This window comes from Dokdonia sp. (assembly GCF_039945015.1).
Classification (GTDB): Bacteria; Bacteroidota; Bacteroidia; order Flavobacteriales; family Flavobacteriaceae; genus Dokdonia.
On the sequence record NZ_JBDUXP010000004.1, the window covers coordinates 122,495 to 143,606 of the forward strand.

General features: G+C 34.4%; 17 protein-coding genes and 2 tRNA genes. 12 read left to right on the forward strand and 7 right to left on the reverse strand.

Annotated features, from left to right (window positions below; all coding sequences use genetic code 11):
* Positions 1-24: 24 nt before the first annotated feature.
* Both ABJD27_RS02725 and ABJD27_RS02730 read left to right on the forward strand, forming a co-directional pair.
* Entirely contained in the window at positions 25-786 is a 762-nt protein-coding gene (locus ABJD27_RS02725) for a LytTR family DNA-binding domain-containing protein (RefSeq protein WP_348171430.1), read from the forward strand.
* 86 nt (positions 787-872) lie between these two features.
* On the forward strand, positions 873-2,924 hold the full coding sequence (locus ABJD27_RS02730; protein ID WP_348171428.1) for a T9SS type A sorting domain-containing protein: 2,052 nt from the start codon (positions 873-875) through the stop codon (positions 2,922-2,924).
* 112 nt (positions 2,925-3,036) lie between these two features.
* Here the strand turns inward: ABJD27_RS02730 and ABJD27_RS02735 are convergent, their stop codons facing one another.
* From ABJD27_RS02735 to proS, 6 genes are all read right to left on the reverse strand, one after another.
* Positions 3,037-5,262, reverse strand: a complete 2,226-nt coding sequence (locus tag ABJD27_RS02735) for an NADP-dependent isocitrate dehydrogenase (protein WP_348171425.1) — start codon at positions 5,260-5,262, stop codon at positions 3,037-3,039.
* 863 nt (positions 5,263-6,125) lie between these two features.
* Positions 6,126-6,476, reverse strand: coding sequence for a 50S ribosomal protein L19 (rplS, locus tag ABJD27_RS02740; RefSeq protein ID WP_348171422.1), 351 nt, complete (start codon positions 6,474-6,476; stop codon positions 6,126-6,128).
* Between the two features lie 218 nt (positions 6,477-6,694).
* Positions 6,695-6,946, reverse strand: a complete 252-nt coding sequence (rpsT, locus tag ABJD27_RS02745; RefSeq protein ID WP_348171420.1) for a 30S ribosomal protein S20 — start codon at positions 6,944-6,946, stop codon at positions 6,695-6,697.
* Between the two features lie 35 nt (positions 6,947-6,981).
* Positions 6,982-7,053, reverse strand: a tRNA-Glu gene (locus tag ABJD27_RS02750).
* Positions 7,054-7,137: 84 nt separating this feature from the next.
* Positions 7,138-7,209: transfer RNA gene (locus ABJD27_RS02755), tRNA-Glu, on the reverse strand.
* 84 nt (positions 7,210-7,293) lie between these two features.
* On the reverse strand, positions 7,294-8,772 hold the full coding sequence (proS, locus tag ABJD27_RS02760) for a proline--tRNA ligase (protein ID WP_348171417.1): 1,479 nt from the start codon (positions 8,770-8,772) through the stop codon (positions 7,294-7,296).
* Positions 8,773-8,845: 73 nt separating this feature from the next.
* Here proS and ABJD27_RS02765 point away from each other — a divergent pair, with 73 nt between their 5' ends.
* The 3 genes from ABJD27_RS02765 to ABJD27_RS02775 all read left to right on the forward strand — a co-directional run bounded on the left by ABJD27_RS02765 (position 8,846) and on the right by ABJD27_RS02775 (position 12,376).
* On the forward strand, positions 8,846-10,120 hold the full coding sequence (locus ABJD27_RS02765) for a hypothetical protein (RefSeq protein ID WP_348171414.1): 1,275 nt from the start codon (positions 8,846-8,848) through the stop codon (positions 10,118-10,120).
* A gap of 59 nt (positions 10,121-10,179) precedes the next feature.
* Positions 10,180-11,694: an outer membrane protein transport protein gene (locus ABJD27_RS02770; RefSeq protein WP_348171411.1), complete on the forward strand. Its 1,515-nt coding sequence runs from the start codon at positions 10,180-10,182 to the stop codon at positions 11,692-11,694.
* A gap of 139 nt (positions 11,695-11,833) precedes the next feature.
* Positions 11,834-12,376 (forward strand): NAD(P)H-dependent oxidoreductase, encoded by a 543-nt coding sequence (locus ABJD27_RS02775; RefSeq protein WP_348171408.1) that lies wholly within the window; start codon positions 11,834-11,836, stop codon positions 12,374-12,376.
* 2 nt (positions 12,377-12,378) lie between these two features.
* Here the strand turns inward: ABJD27_RS02775 and ABJD27_RS02780 are convergent, their stop codons facing one another.
* Entirely contained in the window at positions 12,379-14,067 is a 1,689-nt protein-coding gene (locus tag ABJD27_RS02780) for an alpha-amylase family glycosyl hydrolase (protein WP_348171405.1), read from the reverse strand.
* 107 nt (positions 14,068-14,174) lie between these two features.
* Between ABJD27_RS02780 and menA the strand changes: the two genes are divergently transcribed.
* From menA to ABJD27_RS02815, 7 genes are all read left to right on the forward strand, one after another.
* Positions 14,175-15,083 carry a 1,4-dihydroxy-2-naphthoate octaprenyltransferase gene (gene menA, locus ABJD27_RS02785; protein WP_348171402.1) on the forward strand — a complete coding sequence of 303 codons (909 nt, stop codon included), beginning with the start codon at positions 14,175-14,177 and terminating at the stop codon, positions 15,081-15,083.
* 10 nt (positions 15,084-15,093) lie between these two features.
* Complete coding sequence (gene menC / locus ABJD27_RS02790; protein ID WP_348171399.1) at positions 15,094-16,143, forward strand: o-succinylbenzoate synthase; 1,050 nt, start codon at positions 15,094-15,096, stop codon at positions 16,141-16,143.
* Complete coding sequence (locus ABJD27_RS02795; RefSeq protein ID WP_348171396.1) at positions 16,134-17,249, forward strand: CPBP family glutamic-type intramembrane protease; 1,116 nt, start codon at positions 16,134-16,136, stop codon at positions 17,247-17,249. Before menC ends, ABJD27_RS02795 begins: the two co-directional genes overlap by 10 nt.
* Before the next feature lie 64 nt (positions 17,250-17,313).
* Entirely contained in the window at positions 17,314-18,405 is a 1,092-nt protein-coding gene (locus tag ABJD27_RS02800; protein WP_348171393.1) for an AMP-binding protein, read from the forward strand.
* 115 nt (positions 18,406-18,520) lie between these two features.
* Entirely contained in the window at positions 18,521-19,147 is a 627-nt protein-coding gene (locus ABJD27_RS02805; RefSeq protein WP_348171390.1) for a hypothetical protein, read from the forward strand.
* Positions 19,148-19,217: 70 nt separating this feature from the next.
* Positions 19,218-19,694 carry a hypothetical protein gene (locus tag ABJD27_RS02810; protein ID WP_348171387.1) on the forward strand — a complete coding sequence of 159 codons (477 nt, stop codon included), beginning with the start codon at positions 19,218-19,220 and terminating at the stop codon, positions 19,692-19,694.
* Positions 19,695-19,785: 91 nt separating this feature from the next.
* Entirely contained in the window at positions 19,786-21,099 is a 1,314-nt protein-coding gene (locus ABJD27_RS02815) for a M24 family metallopeptidase (RefSeq protein ID WP_348171384.1), read from the forward strand.
* Positions 21,100-21,112: the final 13 nt, after the last annotated feature.

The window sequence follows — 21,112 nt, forward strand, 5'->3', positions numbered from 1 at the left end:
TCATTATAGAGAATACCTACACATATGATAAACGCTGTTTTAATAGACGACGATAAAAACCTTCGGGAAGGGATGAAAGGGTTACTCACTCGTTTTGCCCCTTCTATAAAAATTATTGGAGAGGCAGATAGCGTCGCTACAGGAATTAAAGTGATAGATGCCTTAAATCCTCAAGTTGTATTTCTAGATATACAGTTAAATGACGGAACTGGTTTTGATATCTTAGAAAAGATTGCAGAAAAAAATAATACCATACAATCTAACATTGTTTTTATAACAGCTCATGAACAATATGCCATTAAAGCATTTCGATTTAGTGCATTAGATTTTTTATTAAAACCAGTAGATCCAGAAGAATTACAAAAAGTGATTCAAAAGATAGAATCTGTTATAGAGAAGAAGAATGATTATTCTCATATTGATTTACTGCTAGAAAATATCAGAAAAAATGTAGATAATTTTAAACGGATTGCACTCTCTACATCTGATGGGATCCACCTATTTGATATCAGTGATATTATACGATGTGAAAGCGCAGATAATTACACGAAGTTTTATATTAAAGACAGCAAATCTGTCCTTATATCTAAGACACTAAAAGAGTATGAAGAACTCCTTAAAGAACATAATTTTGAGCGTATTCATCAATCGCATTTGATTAATTTGAATTATTTAAAATCCTATATTAAGAAAGATGGTGGATATGTGATTATGACTGATGGAAGTAATCTTCCTATCTCTCAAAGAAAGCGAGAACGATTACAAGAAATATTAAAATCTATTTGACGAATTCTAATTCGAATCCATCACTTACTCATTTACCTATTAAAAATTGATAAATGGATAGTAAGTTTATTTAAAATTAAAAAACGATGAAAAAAATCACACTCTTATTACTTTTTGTTGCTGGCTTGACAAATGCACAAATTGTAAATGTCCCTGATGCCAATTTTAAAAGTAGTTTGATAGCTCTAGGAGTCGATACAAATAACGATGGAGAGATACAGGTTGCAGAAGCAGCAGCGTTTACTGGGATGCTTAATGTTGTTGGTGAGAATATAGCAAATTTACAAGGAATAGAAGCATTTGTAAATATGACAGGGCTTAATTGTAATCAAAATCAATTAACGTCACTAGATGTTTCTTCTAACACAGCATTAGAAACTCTTCAATGTTTTCAAAACCAAATAACAACCCTTAATATATCTAATAATTTAAATCTAACTGTATTACAAGCCTGGTCAAACCCTTTATCAGATATAGATCTTTCTAACTGTCCTTCCCTTCAAATGCTTGGATTATCGGGAACAAACCTTTTGTCGCTAGATTGTAGTAATAATTTTAATTTGACATCCTTGGCTATAGCAGGGAATCAATTTTTAGAAACTGTTTTTATAAAAAACGGAAGTGATGAAAGTGAAGATATAGACGCCGGTAGTTGGCAAGAAAATTGGGATTTTGGGAATAACCCAAATTTAGTATACGTGTGTGCAGATGAGGATCAGGTTGCACAAATTCAAGGATTTGCAGGCGCAAACTATCATGTAAATTCATATTGTAGCATACCGCCAGGAGGAAACTTTAATACCATCACAGGAACTGCACAATTTGATGCAAATAATGATGGGTGTGATCCAGGAGATTTTGCAATTCCTTATCTGAGTTTTGATGTAGATCTTGATGCCAGCTCAACTGGATCATTGGTGTATACTGATGAAATGGGTGTCTATGATTTATATGTGGGAGATATAGGAACATACTCTATTACAGCAAATTTTGAGAATCCAGATTATTTTATAGCAACACCCTCACCAGCAGATGTACCTGTCACAGTAATAGATAACAGTACTATCATTCAAGATTTTTGTATTACGGCAAATGGAGTTCGTCCTGATGCAGAGATTGTGATAGCACCTATCTTCCGTTCGAGACCAGGATTTGATGCAACGTACAGGTTAGTTTATAAAAACAAAGGAAACCAGGTGCTTTCTGGAACTGTAGATTTTGCATATGATGATACTGTATTAGATTTTGTGTCTTCGACAACGGCACCAGATTCTCAAAATACAGGGTTATTGTCATTTGATTTTATAGATCTGCAACCTTTTGAAAATAGGTTTGTAGAGATCGTTTTAAATGTAAATGATCCAACAGAAACACCACCTGTAAATATTAATGATGTACTAACTTTTACAAGCAATATTAGTACTGGTCAGGCAGATGAAACACCTGATGATAATACTTTTGTGTATGATGAGATTGTGATAGGATCTTTTGACCCTAATGATATTATCTGTTTACAAGGAGATGTAGCACCTTCTACACTTATAGGAGACTATTTACATTATGTTATAAATTTTGAAAATACAGGAAATGCTATAGCACAAAATGTTGTAGTAACAGCAGAGATTAATCCAGATGATTTTGATATAAATACATTACAAATTTTGAATGCTTCAGATGAGATGAGTGTTAGTATTAACAATAACCTCATAGAGTTTATATTTGAAAATATTAGTCTAAGCACAGGCGGACATGGAAATATCCTGCTTAAAATGAAAACAAATGGAAACCTAGTCATAAGTGATATTGTGTCTAATGAAGCTAATATTTATTTTGACTTTAATTTTCCAGTAACTACAAATATGGCGGATACGACTTTTGAAACCCTATCTGTAGATGAGTTTGGAGAAGAGATTTCTGTTGCGCTATATCCAAATCCAAGCGATACTGTGGTAACGATAGAAGCTACTTCTAGGATACAGACTGTACAAATGTATGATGTGCAAGGAAGGGTTATTTTATCTAAAGATGCAAACGATCAGACAACATCTATAGATGTTTCTTCATTTGCAAATGGGATGTACTTCTTAGTGATTAAAACAGATAGAGGAGAAGTAACTAAAAGAGTATTAAAAAAATAAAAGTTAAGTTAGGTTGAGGTTTTATAAATGAAAAACGAGTGCTATTTAGCACTCGTTTTTTTGTTTACTTATATATTATAATAATACTGTATACGCTTTCGCGAAAGCGTACTTAAGCGTCTATAATAGCATTAAAAGTAGCACTAGGTCTCATCGCAGCAGTTGTCTTTGCAGAATTTACGTGATAATATCCTCCTATGTCCATAGGTGACCCTTGTGCATTATTTAATTCTTCTATAATCGTTTGTTCTTGTTTTGCCATGGCTTCTGCAATAGATGCGAACTCATTTTTGATATCTTGATCTAGATCTTGACTCGCAAGCTCTTGTGCCCAATACATAGCAAGATAGAAGTGACTCCCTCTATTATCTAACTCGTTTACTTTACGAGATGGAGATTTCTTATTTGCTAAGAATTTTATAGTAGCCTCATCTAGTGCTTCGGCAAGGATAGCAGCACGTTTGTTTCCTGTTGCTTCTGATGTATGTTCTAGAGAAACAGCAAGTGCTAAGAATTCTCCAAGAGAATCCCATCTAAGGTGTCCTTCTTGTAAAAACTGTTGGATGTGTTTTGGAGCAGATCCACCAGCTCCTGTTTCAAATAAACCACCACCATTCATAAGAGGAACAATAGAAAGCATTTTTGCACTTGTACCTAGTTCTAAAATAGGGAAGAGGTCTGTATTATAATCTCTTAATACATTTCCTGTAACAGAGATGGTATCTTCTCCTTTCTTTATTCTCTCTAATGTATATCGTGTTGCTTCTACTGGAGACATAACCTGAATGTCAAGTCCATTGGTATCGTGATCATTAAGATATACCTGTACCTTTTCTATTAATTGAGCATCGTGTGCTCTATTTTTATCTAACCAGAAAATAGCAGGTGTTTGTGTAGCTCTCGCTCTATTTACAGCAAGTTTTACCCAATCTTGGATAGGTGCATCTTTTACTTGACACATTCTCCAGATATCACCTGTAGAAACGGGATGTTCTAAAAGTGTGTTCCCATGATCATCTATAACAGCAACTGTACCGTCGCTTTCTATTTCAAATGTTTTGTCGTGAGATCCATACTCTTCTGCCTTTTGAGCCATAAGTCCTACATTAGGTACTGTCCCCATTGTTGTAGGATCAAAAGCACCGTGCTTTTTACAGAAATCAAAAGTCTCTTGGTATATGCCAGCATAACTACTATCAGGAATAACAGCTTTTGTGTCCTGTAATTTTCCATCTGTATTCCACATTTTTCCAGAAGTACGGATCATCGCTGGCATAGATGCATCGATAATAACATCACTTGGAACGTGCAGGTTTGTAATCCCTTTATCAGAGTTTACCATAGCTACACTAGGGCGGTCTGCATAACAAGCAGTAATCGCATGTTCTATTTCTGTGCGTTGTGTTTCTGGTAATTCTTGGATTTTAGAAAGTAAATCTCCAAAACCGTTATTTACATCAACACCTATTTCTTCAAATACGGTTTCATATTTTTCAAATACAGGCGCAAAAAATACGCGAACAGCATGTCCAAAAATGATAGGATCAGATACCTTCATCATGGTTGCTTTCATGTGTAATGAAAATAAGATGCCTTTGTCTTTTGCATCGCTTACTTGTTCTTCCAAAAAAGTAACAAGTGCTTTCTTATTCATCACAGATGAATCGATAATTTCATCTTTTAAAACGGGAGTTTCTGCTTTAAGAACTGTTTTATTTCCAGAAGCATCAGTATGTTCAATACGTACATTACCAGCTTGCGTAATTGTTGTTGATTTTTCGTTATGACAAAAATCACCACTTTCCATAGTAGCTACGTGAGATGCAGAGTCTGCAGTCCAAGCACCCATGCTATGTGGATTATTTCTTGCATATTGCTTTACTGGCTTAGGAGCGCGACGATCAGAATTACCTTCTCGTAATACTGGGTTTACAGCACTTCCTAAAACCTTAGAATAACGCTTACGTATTGCTTTTTCTTCATCTGTTTCTGGCTCTTCAGGAAAATCAGGAATTGCATATCCGTGATCTTGTAATTCTTTTATGGCAGCAGTAAGTTGAGGTATAGAAGCACTAATGTTAGGCAACTTAATAATGTTTGCTTCTGGTTTTTTTGCAAGTGTTCCTAAATCTCCTAAAGAATCATCTTGTTTTTGATCCTCTGTTAAAAAGTCAGAGAAGTTTGAAATGATCCTTCCAGCAAGGGAAATATCTTCTGTGTCTATTTCAATATTAGATGATTGAGTAAAACGTTTTACAATTGGTAAGAAGGAATGCGTTGCTAGCATTGGCGCTTCGTCTGTAAACGTATATTTAATGATAGTTGTATCGTTTGCCATATAAAGATTTTTTATCCTTAGTCTATAAGTCAAAAGAGGACTTAAAAAGGAGTGCAAATATAGCTATTACGAAGCATTTATTATAATAGGATATAGAGGAGTATGTGGTTAATGTTTTGTGAAATATTTATTTGCTACAAAATAATCCTATGAAAGAGAATAGATAACCGTTGAGTTGTTAGAATAGGAAGGGAGAGAGCAATGACTCTTATAATATATGTCAGTATATTACAAAAGAGTGATTGTTTCAATGATTATAGGGGTTTAATTTAAAGAAGTTGTCTTAATGCTCTTGGATTTTAATTATAAAACCTGTGTTGTTTATTGAAAAATAGCATTGGTATAAAAATGACAAAAGCCATATCAATGCAAATACATGCTTGATATGGCTTTTTAGGCATCTTCTTTTACCAGTAAACTTGTTACGTTTATATTTAGGAATATTATAGACCTAAAACTGTTGAATATACCTCCAAAACATATATCAGTTACTTAAAGTCCTTGATAGTATGCTTTGATGCGGTCTGTCATTTACTTAAGATTCTTCGATTAGAATAACAATGTAATAACTGAACATCACTACTATGGTACTTATCTAGCTTTTGCAGCTTTTCTTATTAGTCTGACACGACCAAGTCTCTTAATAATATAAATACTATGTTTGAAACCGTATGGCTAATACAATGATGAGCTAATGCCATTTTGTAGTAGCATTAATATAAAAGTAATCATTATTCATATACAAATGGAAAAACAGTATATATTTAGTTATCAACTGTTTATGAACTTAGGTTATTAACAATTGTGCATAAAAAAGCCTTCGATGATCATCGAAGGCTTTTTTATATGATTTTAAAAAGATCTTAAGAACGCTTTTCTTTAATACGGGCTTTCTTACCTGTAAGTCCTCTAAAGTAGTATATACGAGCTCTACGTACACTACCACGTTTGTTTACTTCTATCTTTTGGATAGCTGGTAAGTTTAATGGGAAAACACGCTCTACACCAACAGTTCCAGACATTTTTCTAATCGTAAATGTTTGAGTTCTTCCTGTTCCTCTTAATTGGATAACGACTCCTCTAAAGAACTGAGTACGGCTTTTTTCACCTTCCTTAATTTCGTAATACACAGTAATGGTATCACCAGCACTAAATTCTGGTAATTCATTCTTTGTGATAAATTCGTTTTGTACAAATTTTACTAAATCTTCCATAATTATGGATTTTAATGTTTTTTTAGGTTAGTACAACATTCACGATTTTCGTCAGAGGTTATCCTAAGCGGATGCAAAAGTACAATTTAAAATTACTTTTGCAATGATATATTTTATAATTTTTATAGTCTATTTATGGACTATACACATATATTATAAATAACAAAAAAACTTCTACAGAGTCGTAGAAGTTTTTGATATTGTATAGGTAAACACTCTTAAAGTGCTGCTACGTGTTTTGCAAGTTTTGACTTTAAGTTTGCAGCTTTGTTATCATGTATAACATTGCGTTTTGCAAGCTTGTCTATCATAGAAATAACAGCAGGGTAAAGAGCTTCTGCTTCTTTCTTAGAAGTAAGGTCACGTAATTTCTTGATCGCGTTACGAGTCGTTCTGTGCTGATATCTATTTCTCAGTCTCTTAGCTTCGTTACTTCTTATTCTCTTTAATGCTGACTTGTGATTTGCCATTGTCTTTAATTGCTTAAATTATATTATAAAATATGTAGCCCGTAGGGGAATCGAACCCCTCTTACATGGATGAAAACCATGCGTCCTAGCCGATAGACGAACGGGCCTAGGTAAAGTCTGAAATATCAAATTCAAAAGAAAGAGTTACTAGCTCTTTTAATTTGTACTTTTTACCTCGTACTTTGGTATTGTAGCCCGTAGGGGAATCGAACCCCTCTTACATGGATGAAAACCATGCGTCCTAGCCGATAGACGAACGGGCCTAGAACAATTGCTCAAATTGCGGATGCAAAAATACAACTATTTTTATACGACACAAATCTAAATTGAACTTTTTTTAAAACTATTTAATATGCCTTAGCAAATAGTACTCTTTGAGTCGATGGAGCACCTGTATAAACACATACACCATCCTCTTTTGGATTGTCTAAAGGAATACATCGTATCGTCGCTTTTGTAAGCTCTTTTATTTTGTTTTCAGTCTCAGTGGTGCCATCCCAGTGAGCGCTTATAAACCCTCCTTTAGCTTCCAGTATCTCTTTAAATTCATCAAAGTTTTGAACCTCAGTAATATGATTGTCTCTATAATCTTTTGCCTTCGTATATAAGTTTTCTTGAATTTCTTTTAATAATTGAACGACTGTATCAACAATACTCTCTTTTGCAACAAACTCTTTTGTTAATGTATCTCTTCTTGCTAATTCTACCGTTCTCTTTTCTAAGTCTTTTGGGCCAATTCCTATACGTAAAGGAACTCCTTTTAATTCATACTCATTAAATTTCCATCCAGGTTTGTGCGTATCTCTATTATCAAACTTAACAGAGACATTATGTAATCGTAAATCATTTGCAATCTCATTTGCAACCTGTGATATAGCTTCTAGTTGTTCTTGATTTCTATATATAGGAACAATCACAACTTGATATGGAGCTAAATTTGGAGGAAGTACAAGACCTTGATCATCACTATGCGTCATAATAAGGGCTCCCATAAGGCGTGTAGAGACTCCCCAAGAAGTTGCCCATACATGCTCTTGCTTACCTTCGTTAGTTGTAAATTTTACATCAAATGCTTTTGCAAAATTTTGACCTAAGAAATGAGAAGTTCCCGCTTGTAAAGCTTTGCCGTCTTGCATTAATGCTTCTATACAAAACGTTTCGTCGGCTCCAGCAAAACGTTCACTCTCGGTTTTTAACCCTTTAATTACAGGAACGGCTAGAAAATTCTCAACAAATGTTGCATACACATTATTCATAAGATCTGCTTCTGCAAGTGCTTCATCTTTGGTCGCATGAGCTGTATGCCCTTCTTGCCATAAGAATTCTGCGGTACGTAAAAATAAACGTGTTCTCATCTCCCAACGTACAACATTTGCCCATTGGTTTATTAATAAAGGTAAATCTCTATAAGATTGTATCCACCCTCTATACGTATTCCATATAATAGCTTCACTGGTTGGCCTAACAATAAGTTCTTCTTCTAGCTTTGCATTAGGGTCTACAATAAGTTTTCCATCATTGTCTGGGTCTGTTTTAAGTCTATAATGTGTAACTACTGCACATTCTTTGGCAAAACCTTCTGCATTTTTTTCTTCGGCCTCAAAAAGACTTTTCGGAACAAAAAGAGGAAAATAAGCATTTTGATGTCCAGTCTCTTTAAACATTCTATCAAGTTCTGCTTGCATTTTTTCCCAGATAGCAAAACCATATGGTTTTATGACCATGCATCCACGGACAGCAGAATTTTCTGCTAAATCTGCTTGAACAACGAGCTCATTATACCATTTTGAGTAATCTTCGCTTCTTTTTGTTAAATTCTTCCCCATAAAAAGTTGTTTTGGCACAAAGTTTGTGTCTATATTAGACAAATAATAATTAATGCGAAATTAGTTATTTTTAATGCGAACAACAATTAAACACTTTAGAGATATGCAACTTTCTTCTACTCTTAAAATCACTCTAAAATCATTCCTTTTTTCAGGACTGGCAACACTAACGTTACTTTCATGTAGCTCTTCACAATCTGTTTATGATGATGATGGGATATATAATGGTAGTTCTTCTACAGTAGCTACAGAAAAATCTTCAGACGACCTTAGTGCGTCAAAGTTAGCTTATAAAAATTATTTTGAAGAGGAGGCAGAAGCCTTAGAAGATCTTATAGAAGAGGATGCTATTTTTACAGATGTAGATTCGTATTCTTCTGAAGAAGATGCTGAATATGTAGAAGGAGATGGTTATGACTCTAATCGTGGTGCTTGGGGAGATGAAACAGAGAGTGTTATTGTAAATGTATATAATAATAGACCATTTTACGGTGGGTTCTATGGAGGATATGGCTTTGGATATGGAGGAGGTTTTGGTTATGGCTATGGAGGATTTGGCTATGGAGGCTTTGGCTATGGAGGATTCTATAACCCTTATTTTGGGTATGGAAACTTTTACAATCCATATTACTGTTTTGGATACGGTTTTAACCGTCCTTTTTTCGGAGCAGGATTCTATGGTGGTGGATTTGGTTACGGAGGATATTATGATAACTATGCATATTCTGGAAGTAGATATAATAGAGGAAGAAATAGTGTAGCATACCATAATGGAAGAAGAACATCAAGTTCTGCAGTAGCACAAAGAGATGCAAGAAGAGCATCAACTAGAAATGCAATAGCAAGCCGTACTAGATCAAGAACTACATATTCGAGAGGTAGAGGTACTACAAGACCTAGAACTGTTATAAATAGTAGAGGTAACGGATACTCTTCTAGAGGAAACGGAAGCACATCTAGAGGCAACGGAAGTACATATAGAGATGGAACAACTCGTGGAGGAGCAACAGCGACACGCCCAAGTAGAGGTAATGGAACACGTCCTTCTACAGCAAGACGTTCTGATGGAAGTTCTCGTCCAAGTTATACTAGGGGAGGAAATTCTCGCCCTAACTCAAATGCGAGACCAAGAGGAGGGTCTCGTCCTCAAGGATCTGCAAGACCAGCTAGTCGTCCAGCATCACGTCCTGCAACAAGACCATCATCCTCAAGATCAAGACCGTCTTATACAAGACCATCATCTTCATCAAGAAGTAGTGGAGCGTCAAGAAGTAGTAGATCTTCGAGCTCTAGATCTTCAGGATCTTCAAGAAGTGGTGGATCTTCAAGAAGAGGAGGAAGGGGATAGTCTATTTCTTTTTTCCAGAATAGAATTCAAGAATATATAATTCAGATAATTAATTATCCATGAACAAACTATTTATAATAATTGCACTTTTATGTGTGACTGGGACAACGTATGCTCAAAGTATAGCAGATGGATTGCGATTAGGGACTACAGATGTGACAGGGACAGCTCGATTTAGAGCACTCGGAGGAGCTTTTGGAGCATTAGGAGGAGACTTAAGTGCAATAGGCGTTAATCCTGCAAGTAGCGCCATTTTTACAAGAGGAACAACTTCTTTTACACTTGCCGTTGATGCTTATACAAATGATACAAACTATTTTGGAACCAATAACAGTACATCAGAAACAGATGTGTCATTTAACCAAGCAGGTGGAGTTTTTGTGATAGGAAATAACACAGGTTCAAAGTGGAATAAAATAACGCTTGCTTTTAATTATGACCGTTCTTCAAATTTTGATGATGAGTTTATAGCATCAGGAATAGGAAATACTTCAATAGCTAATTATTTTTCAGAGTTTGCTCAAGGAGTTCCATTAAATTTATTAGAACTTCTAGATGGTGAGACTATCTCAAGTTTATATCAGTTTTTAGGAGAAGAAGAAGGATTTGGAGCACAACAAGCATTTTTAGGCTTTCAATCATTTTTGATAGATCCTGTAGACTTTGATGATAATAACACAACTTATATCGTTAATACAGCTGGAAATGCCTTTGATCAAGAGTATCTTTTGAATTCTGAAGGATACAACAGTAAAGCTTCATTTAATATAGGCGCTCAATATAATGAGCGATTATCCTTTGGATTAAATTTAAATTCCCATTTTGGGGAACATAATCAGTCTACCATTTTATTTGAAACAAATACAAACGATGAAAGTTTAATTACAGACGTTCGTTTTGAAAACAATTTGCGAACTATATCAAATGGTTTTTCTTTTCAATTAGGAACTATTGCAAAAGTAACTCAGGATTTACGTCTAGGATTTACATATGATTCTCCAACTTGGTACACTATTTCAGAAGAAGGAACACAACGTATTTCTACACTTGGAGGAGGTGTAGATGGCGATTTTAGTGCGACTATTGACCCAAGAGTTACAAATGTATTTCAGGATTATGAACTAAGAGTTCCAGGGAAATATACAGGAAGTATAGCATATCTTTTTGGAAAGAAAGGATTGTTAAGTGTTGATTATTCATATTCAGATTTTTCAAACTTAACGTTTAGACCTACAAATGATCCTTTCTTTATAGAACAAAATAACGCTATCGAAAATACATTAAAGGCGGTTTCTACATTTAAAGTAGGAGGAGAGTACAGAATAAAAGAATGGAGTTTGCGAGCAGGATATCGCTTTCAAGAAAGTCCGTATGAAGATGGAAATACTGTTGGAGACTTAACAGGATATTCTGTAGGAGCAGGATATAGCTGGAGGAATGTAAAATTTGATGTAGCCGTAGATCGATCAGAACAAGATCGTAATCAAGCGTTATTTAATACAGGCCTAACAAGTCAAGCTGCTATTAATAGAACAAATACAGCAGTTGTAGCAACACTAACATTTAGTTTATAATTATAAATATACTACATATATCAAATGTAAAATTTGATAGAGTAACAAGAAAAATGGTTGTCATAATGGCAACTATTTTTCTTTTTATATAGTATCTTTAATTTTCAATTTTAATTAGAACTACTTTATTTATTTGTAGATGAAAAAAATTATAGCTTTTGCGGGGAGTAATAGTAAAAAATCTATTAACGCACAGTTAATTAACTATGTTGCTACACAAATCACAAGCGCATCTGTATCTGTTATAAAGCTTACAGATTACGAAATCCCAATGTATTCTATAGATGAAGAAATAGATAAAGGTTTTCCAGTAGGAGTGACGATGCTTAAAAATAAAATAGTAGAACATGATGGTCTTATTCTATCTGTAAATGAGCATAATGGTTCTGTTTCTGCCTTTTTTAAAAACATAATAGATTGGCTCTCTCGTGTAGATCGCAATTATTTGAGTGGAAAGAAAATCCTTTTAATGAGTACATCACCAGGAGCAAGAGGTGGTAAAAATGCCTTAGAATTTGCAAAAGGTGCATTGCCTTATATGGGAGGTGCCGTTGTCGAAAGTTTTAGTTTTCCTTCATTTCAAGAAAATTTTGACGTAGAGACAAATGCAATTACAAATCCTACCTTAGCCTTAGGAGTAGGAGAGGTAATAGCCTCTTTTCTTCAAGAAGTAGGAGGGTAGACTTATTTCCCTTTTTCTAGCAATACAATATCAAAAGGAGAGCTAAAACTTACTTTCCCGTCAACTACTCTTACTTTTTGTTTTGAGTAAGATTCTATGAGGTATTCTGCTTTCGCGAAAGCGTCCCCAACAGAAAATTCTTTCTTCCCAAAAGGAAGGTTAAGACCAATGATTACATGATCTGTATAGTTGCCTTTTTTAAGGTGACGGCTAAAGATATATGGAGAATCATTTAATTTAGTGTGTTTGCCAGCTCCCACCGCAGGGTGGTTTGCTCTAAATTGTCCAAGCTTTTGCCAATGTTTTAAAATAGCCTTTGTTTCTGGGGAATTTTGCTGATCTTCCCAATTCATAAAGCTACGCAATGTAGCATCTCCATTTGTACCTTCTATCATAAGATTTCTTGCACTCTCGTCTCCATAATACACTTGAGACATTCCTGGAGTGAGTAATAACTTAGTTCCGGTTTCTATTGCTTTTGTACGATCTACATCAAAAGGTTGTCCATCATCATGTGAAGTTGCATAGTTGGTAATACTTATTCCTTTATGTGAGGTACTATTTATACTATCGTATTTTTTAAAAAGTTGTTCGTAATCATTTTGAGCGTCATATTTAAATTGAAAATTGATAAGATTATCAAAACCATGAGCAAAATAATCAACGGTAGTACCATCTCCAAAATCAAAAGCACGCCCATTATCTACAGAGTAATTATACACTTCTCCAAACATAAAAAAGGCATTGTTATCTAATACTTTTTCTGGATTTGAGGATTTATAGGCTGCAAAAGCTATATCTGCTTGTTCTCGAAGAACGACCCAAGAAGCTTCATCTACATGCTTTGTAGTATCTACACGATATGCATCTATTCCTAATTCACGCACATAATCTGTAAGCCATTTTATAATATAATTACGGGGTGTTTTTTTATAATTATTTGTAGAGAAAAATGATTCAAGTTCTTTCATTTCTTGTTCATAACGTCCTTCTGCTTTCCATGTATCTACAAGAAGTTGCGGTAAGTCAACTTCTGTTTTGCTTTCAGTAAGTATGTCTGGTAAGTTCTCGACAAGACTACAAGCTGTTGTGTTTTCATAATTTGAAAACTCACAGTTTGGGTCTTCCCTTGCCCAATCAGTACCCCAGAACGGGTCTTGATCTGTTACGGGACCTGTATGATTTAAAACCACGTCCATCACGATACGAATCCCATGGTGATGCGCTGTATTTACCAATGCCTTTAACTCTTCCATAGTTCCAAAATTTGGATCTAATTGTGTCCAGTCTTTTGTCCAATATCCATGGTATCCATAAGTTACACCTGTGCCTTCATCTACAGCACCGTGTACTTGCTCTACCACTGGAGTAAACCAAAGAGCATTTATACCTAGTTTTTTAAAATAGCCTTCTTCTATTTTGTCTTTAATCCCTTTTAAATCACCTCCTTCAAAACCACGTAGTACGGCTGTCTCTTTTGACCTGTCAAAATGCATATCATTAGATGGATCTCCATTATAAAAACGATCTGTCAATAAGAAGTACATATTTGCAGCTTCCCATAAAAAAGGTGTTGTTACTACAGCCTCTTCTTCCACAATATTACCTGTGTTCTTTTCTGTTTTTTCTTCTTTACAACCAGAAAGTAAAAGGAGTAATGCACTAAGGAAATAGAGGGTATTATTTTTCATGAGAGCTAGTTTAAAAAGCTAAGCTACTAAAATGAGGTTTAAAGTCAGCACCTTTTCGCGTAAAGCGAAAGAAAATAAGTACTTTTGAAAATATTAAAAACTCATATATGTCGTCAGTAAAAGCTTGGATTCAAGCCTCTAGATTGCGCACTTTACCGTTATCTATTTCTGGTATATTAGTTGGAGGAGGAATGGCTGCTCGTACCGATTTTTTTAATTGGAACATTTTCCTGCTTGCATTACTTGCAACCTTAGGGTTTCAGGTATTATCAAATTATGCAAATGATTATGGAGATGGTGTAAAAGGGACAGATAATGAAGATAGAGTAGGTCCTGTCAGAGCTATGCAAAGTGGTTTACTTACAGCATCAGATCTTAAAAAAGGAATCATACTTACATCAATACTAACAACAATTGTTGTCATTTGCTTAATATATATGGCATTTGGAGCAGACCAATTAATCATATCTCTCATATATATCTTTTTAGGAATAAGTGCTATTATTGCTGCTATAAAATATACCGTAGGAACAAGTGCATACGGATATAAGGGATTAGGCGATGTTTTTGTATTTCTGTTTTTTGGTTTAGTTGGTGTTATGGGATCGTATTTCTTATATGCTCAAAAGCTACCATTAGAACAGTTTTTAGGAGCGACGACTATAGGTCTTTTGTCTACCACTGTATTACATCTTAATAATATGAGAGATAGAATACAAGATCAAAAAGTAGGTAAGAATACTCTTGCAGTATTACTAGGCTCAGAAGGTGCTTTACGATATCATAACATTCTTTTTGTGATGAGTATTTTAAGTTGGATAGGTTACTTGGTATTGTCTCAAGCAAAACCTATGTTATTTATAAGTTGTATTGCATTTTTACCTTTACTTAAACACTTTATGAAGGTTCAAAAAACAAAAGACCATACAGCATTAGACCCTCAATTAAAGGTGGTTGCTTTATCTACCTTTTTACTCTCCATATTATTTTTTGTACTCTCATTTTTTAATCTATAACGTCCTTTTTTTGAAAGCTACATATCACAAACATATTCTTGATTTTAAAAGAGCTAGTGGAACTTCTAGAGGTATTTTAAAAACAAAAGAGACATGGTATATTGTATTATATGACGGTGGTAAAAGAGGAATAGGAGAGTGCGGAATTTTACGAGGGTTGAGTTATGATGATCGACCTGACTATGAAGAACGATTACGATGGGTTTGTGCAAACATCGAGAAAGGTCCAGAGGTATTATGGGAAGAATTAAAAGAATTCCCCAGTATACAATTTGGTGTAGAAATGGCTTTTTTATCTCTTGAAGCAAAAGATCCTTTTGTACTTTTCCCTTCAAAATTTACACAAGGAGATGATGCTATCCCGATTAATGGTCTAGTGTGGATGGGAGATGAGGTGTTTATGAAGGAACAAATTGATGAAAAGCTTGCAGCAGGTTTTGATTGTATAAAAATGAAAATCGGAGCCATTGATGTAGAAAAAGAATTTGCATTACTCGCTTTTATTAGAAGGCACTATGATGCTTCAAAAATTACCTTACGTGTAGATGCTAATGGAGGTTTTGCTTTCGCGAAAGCAAAAAAAATTCTAACACAATTATCAGATTTAGATATACATTCTATAGAACAACCTATTCCGGTAGGTAACTGGGAACAGATGAGAATACTATGTGAAGATACTCCTACTCCAATTGCGCTAGATGAAGAATTAATAGGGATTGTAGATGTAATAAAAAAGCGTGAATTGCTACAAACTATACGGCCACAATACATTATATTGAAGCCAAGTTTTATTGGAGGATTTCAAGGTAGTGAAGCGTGGATTGATCAAGCAGAAGCTTTGGGTATAGGGTGGTGGATTACATCTGCCCTAGAAAGTAACATAGGATTGAATGCCATAGCACAATGGACTTATGAATTGAAAGCAAAAGGCCCACAAGGATTAGGAACAGGGAGTCTTTTTACAAATAATATACAAGCACCTTTAGAGGTAGCACAAGGAACATTAAAATACAATGCCCAGACAGATTGGGATTTTAAAATAGATGAATTATGTTTATAGAACAGGCGTATAAAGGGTTATCAGAAGGATGGAGATACATCATAGGATTTATAATCATATTTGTTATAGGATGGCAAATCATAGGTGCTATTCCTATAATAGGTAGTGCTTTTATGAGGGCTCCAGACATTGCTACGTTTGCAGAATCTTCACAAGAGATGTTTATTGATTTATATGAAGGAGAAAATAACCTCTACTTACTACTCATGTTATTTACATTTATAGGAGGATTAATTGCTTTAATTCCAGTTGTAAAATACCTACATAAGCAAAAATTTGTGACGATGCTTACGGCAAGATCAAAATTTGATTGGAAAAGGGTGTTTTTTGCATTTGGTATCTGGGCAGCATTTTCGATTATTACAACATTGGTTGCTTATTATTTATCTCCAGAGAGTTTACAATGGAATTTTAACCTGATGCCGTTTTTAGGACTACTAGCTATTACAATACTTATATTACCATTACAAACAAGTTTTGAAGAGTTCTTATTTAGAGGATATCTTATGCAGGGTATTGGTATAAATGTAAATAAGAATAAAGCTATTGGAATCTTTGTGATTTTACTAACTATTTTTCCTTTCATATTTCTAAGTATTCTTTTAATATTCGAATTTGATATATTGATAACAACTGGTGTTACTCTATTAGTGTGTTCTATTTTATATCCAGTTATAAACCTATTAAAAACGGATGCTTTAAAACGAAAATGGATACCTCTATTGTTTACTTCTGTTATTTTTGGAATGATGCATGGCCTTAATCCTGAAATTGAAAAATTAGGATACATCGTATTATCAGCTTATGTAGGAATAGGTCTCTTTTTGGGAATTATTACACTTATGGATGATGGGATGGAATTAGCCTTAGGTTTTCATGCTGCAAATAATATGATTATAGCGCTACTAGTCACATCAGATTGGACCGCTTTACAAACAGATTCAATATTTCTTGATGTTTCAGAACCATCGGCGATGGGTCAAATTATACCTATATTTATTATCTTACCTATACTTACGTTTGTTTTTTCAAAAAAATATAAGTGGACAAACTGGAAAGAAAAATTAACTGGACGTGTAGAACAACCTCAAAATGAGGTGTTATAAAGTTAATAATAGGGTTATACTAAGATAACGCTAACTTTATGCTAAGTCTGTATTTTGGCGCATTATGATAGAAGGTCAAGAACGGTATATACGTGTACATCCTAAGTTTAAACTTAATGGAGTGCAACATACTATTGCTACGTTACGAGTACAAGGAGATGCATTCATAAAAAATGGGGAGCCTTATGAAGAGTCGGTGGGTAGTTTTTTGTTGGACTGGCTAGATGATAAGTCGTATGTTACCGTAAAAACTTCAGGATCTACAGGTGCTCCTAAGGCTATAAAGATTAAGAAAATCCACATGGTTAATAGTGCAAAAGCAACAGCAAAGCACTTTAAATTACCAGAAAAAACGACTGCATTACTTTGTTTGCCTGCCGAGTTTATAGCAGGAAAAATGATGCTTGTACGCGCGCTTGTCTTAGGTTGGCATATTGATATGACACAACCTAAATCCAATCCTTTAGATAATGTGTATAGACGCTATGATTTTTGTGCAATGACCCCTTTTCAGTTAGATAATTCTTTATCTAGATTGCATTTACTAGGAAAACTCATTGTAGGAGGTGGAGCTGTTTCTGAAACATTAAAAAAGAAGTTATATGGAATCTCTACAAAAGTATATGAGACCTATGGTATGACAGAAACGGTGACTCACATTGCAACAAGACGTATAAACCCAAAAAAAATAAAGGAAGGAAGTATTCCTTTTAAATCACTTTCTAAGGTAAGTGTACATACTGATAATCGTGGATGCCTTGTTATTAAAGCACCTATGGTAAGCACAGATCCCGTAATTACAAATGATCTAGTAGTGATAGAAACCTATAAAAAGTTTGTTTGGTTAGGGCGTGTAGATAATGTGATTAATAGTGGAGGGGTGAAGTTATACCCAGAACAAATTGAGCAAAAATTGTCTCAGATGATTTATGTACCCTTTTTTGTGGCAGGAATTCCAGATGATACGCTAGGAGAAAAATTAGCATTATTTGTTGAGCAAGAAGAAGATTTTGCTTTCGCGAAAGCGGACTATGACACTTCAGGCTTCAAAAAATATGAATTTCCTAAAGTTATTTTTTCTATCCCAAGATTTGAACGCACTCTTAATGGAAAACTCCAAAGAGGACAGACAGTCTATAAAATGTTAAGGGCATAACTCATAAAACATCGTAATGTAGATTTCCCTCATTCAAGAAAGAGGTTCCCTCATTGGTTATTTTATAGCCCCTTATTCTGAAGTAGGTTTGGATTGAATTTAAAAATCCAATCTGATGAAAATACACGTAATCTTCACAATACTTGTACTTATGGTAGCACAAGTAAAAGCACAACAAGAGGTCTCAACAACAGTTATAAAACTAAAAGATTTAATAACACATGCAGCAGATGTATATCCTAATGAAGAACCACAACAAATTTATTTATTGGTTGAGGTAGGAACTTCGGGGATCGATACAGATAACCGTTTCTTTCTAGAACAAGGAGTACAGTTATTACTTAAAAGATTACAACCAGAAGATAAAATTGCTATTGGTACATATGGAGCGAGTAATGGAACTGTACTGGCATATACAGAAGCTTCAAATGCCCTTCAAGTGATGAAAGAACTGTATACATTATATACGACGGATACACAGGATCAAGAAAAAGATGGTATTGATATAGCATACCAATTTGCAAAAGGATATTATGTAGAAGGATCAGAAAATAAAGTGATTATGTTACGTAATGATCAAGTAGAAGCAAATGTAGTAGCAACAGCTTCTATAAAAGAGAAAAAAAATAAAAAAACAAGGGAAGAACATCAAGAGGCTGGTAAATCCTATAAATTAGGAGGCGCAATAGCAATTACAGCACTTAGTATTTTGCCAGAAATATTAGAAGTAATTAAAGATTAAACATATTAGGCATTGTTTTTGAATACTTCAGAATCAAATAAAAGATGCATCTTTGTAAAAATTTTTTAATATGAAACTCAAGATAGTTTTTGCCTTAGTCCTTTTTATAGGAACCCTTTCTGTAGACGCTCAAAATTTAGGGAATATTCAGCGAGGACAACGAGGTTATTCACCATCAGCAAGACCTGCAGAGGCAGGTGAACCAGAAAAACCAGATGTAAATCAATTAAGTCTAGATAAGGCTAGTTTATATAAAGATATTTTAGGAATTGATGTTTTTGAAAAAGAAGTATTAAGAACGTACCTTAAAGATTACTATAGAGCTCGTGTTGATATAGATTATAATCCTGATTTAAAATTTGACGAGAAACGAGAGTTGATTAACGTCGAGCAGAAAAAGTTTGAAAAAGCGCTTAAAGAAGTGTTTTCTGAAGAACAAGTAGAAAAAATTCTTCTAGAAGAGCAGTTTGGTAATAAGGCAAAAGAGAAAAAGAAAGAAGATAAAAAAGAAAAGAAGAAAAAGAGGAAGAAAAATAAAAAAGGATAGAAGTATCCTATATATTATTAAATAAAAAAGAGTGCTTCTAGCACTCTTTTTTATTTTGCGTAATTTTAATACATAAATTAATACTTATATAATGTCAAAAATCTATACGTTTCTTTTTTTTCTAATAACCTTTTCTATAACAGCTCAAGTCGTACCAGAACGAGAACGTGCTGCTATTATAGATGAAATTTTGGAAGACCGTTTTAATACCTTACTCCCAGCATTGATGGATCGTTCTGATATTGATATGTGGGTGCTTATCTCTAGAGAATATAATGAAGATCCTGTTTTAAAAACAATGTTGCCTGCAACCTGGCTCAATGCACGTAGGAGAACAATATTGGTATTTTATAGAGATAAAAATAAAAATACTATAGAAAAACTCGCGATTGCGAGATATAATGTAGGTAAAAGTATTACCTCTGCTTGGGATAAAGAAAAAGAACCAAATCAATGGAAGGCATTAACACAAATTATAGAAGCTAGAAATCCTCAAAAAATAGGATTGAACTATTCTGATAATTTTGGACTAGCCGATGGTATTGTACGTACAGATTATAATGAATTTATAGAAGCATTACCGCCAGCGTATACTTCAAGAATTGTATCGGCAGAGAAGCTTGCTATAGGATGGATTGAGACACGCACAGAAAAAGAAATGCACCAGTTTGAGCAACTGGTAGATATCACTCACGATATTATAAAAGATGCTTTTAGCTCAACTGTAATCACTCCAGGAAAGACAACTACAGATGATGTTGTGTGGTATCTAAGACAACGCGTTACCGATATGGGCTTAGAAACTTGGTTTCATCCTACGATTGATATTCAGCGTAGTGATGAACAACTTAAAAGTCATATAGAATCCTTTTCAAATAGACCAGAAGGGAAGATTATTCAGAAGGGTGATTTACTACATTGTGACTTTGGAATTACGTATTTACGTCTTAATACAGATTGCCAGCAACATGCATACGTGTTACATGATGGAGAGTCTCAAGCACCTGATTATCTGGTAAATGCTTTTAGAGATGGAAATCGAGTACAAGATATCTTGACAACAAATTTTAAGACCGGAAAGACGGGAAATGAGATATTAATCAAGGCATTGCAAGAAGGAAAAGATGATCGGTATTCACCAGCAATTTATACACATCCATTAGGTTTATATGGGCACTCGGCTGGACCTACAATAGGAATGTGGGATAGCCAAGGAGGAGTTAAAGGAACTGGAGACTATCCGCTTTTTGAAAACACAGCCTATGCTATAGAACTCAATACAACTGTTACCATTCCAGCTTGGAAAAAAGACATTCGAATTATGCTTGAAGAAGCAGGGTTTTGGGGAACAAATGGTTTTAGATACGTTTCGGGAAGACAAGAAGCATTGATACTTATAGACTAAACAACCACATCAT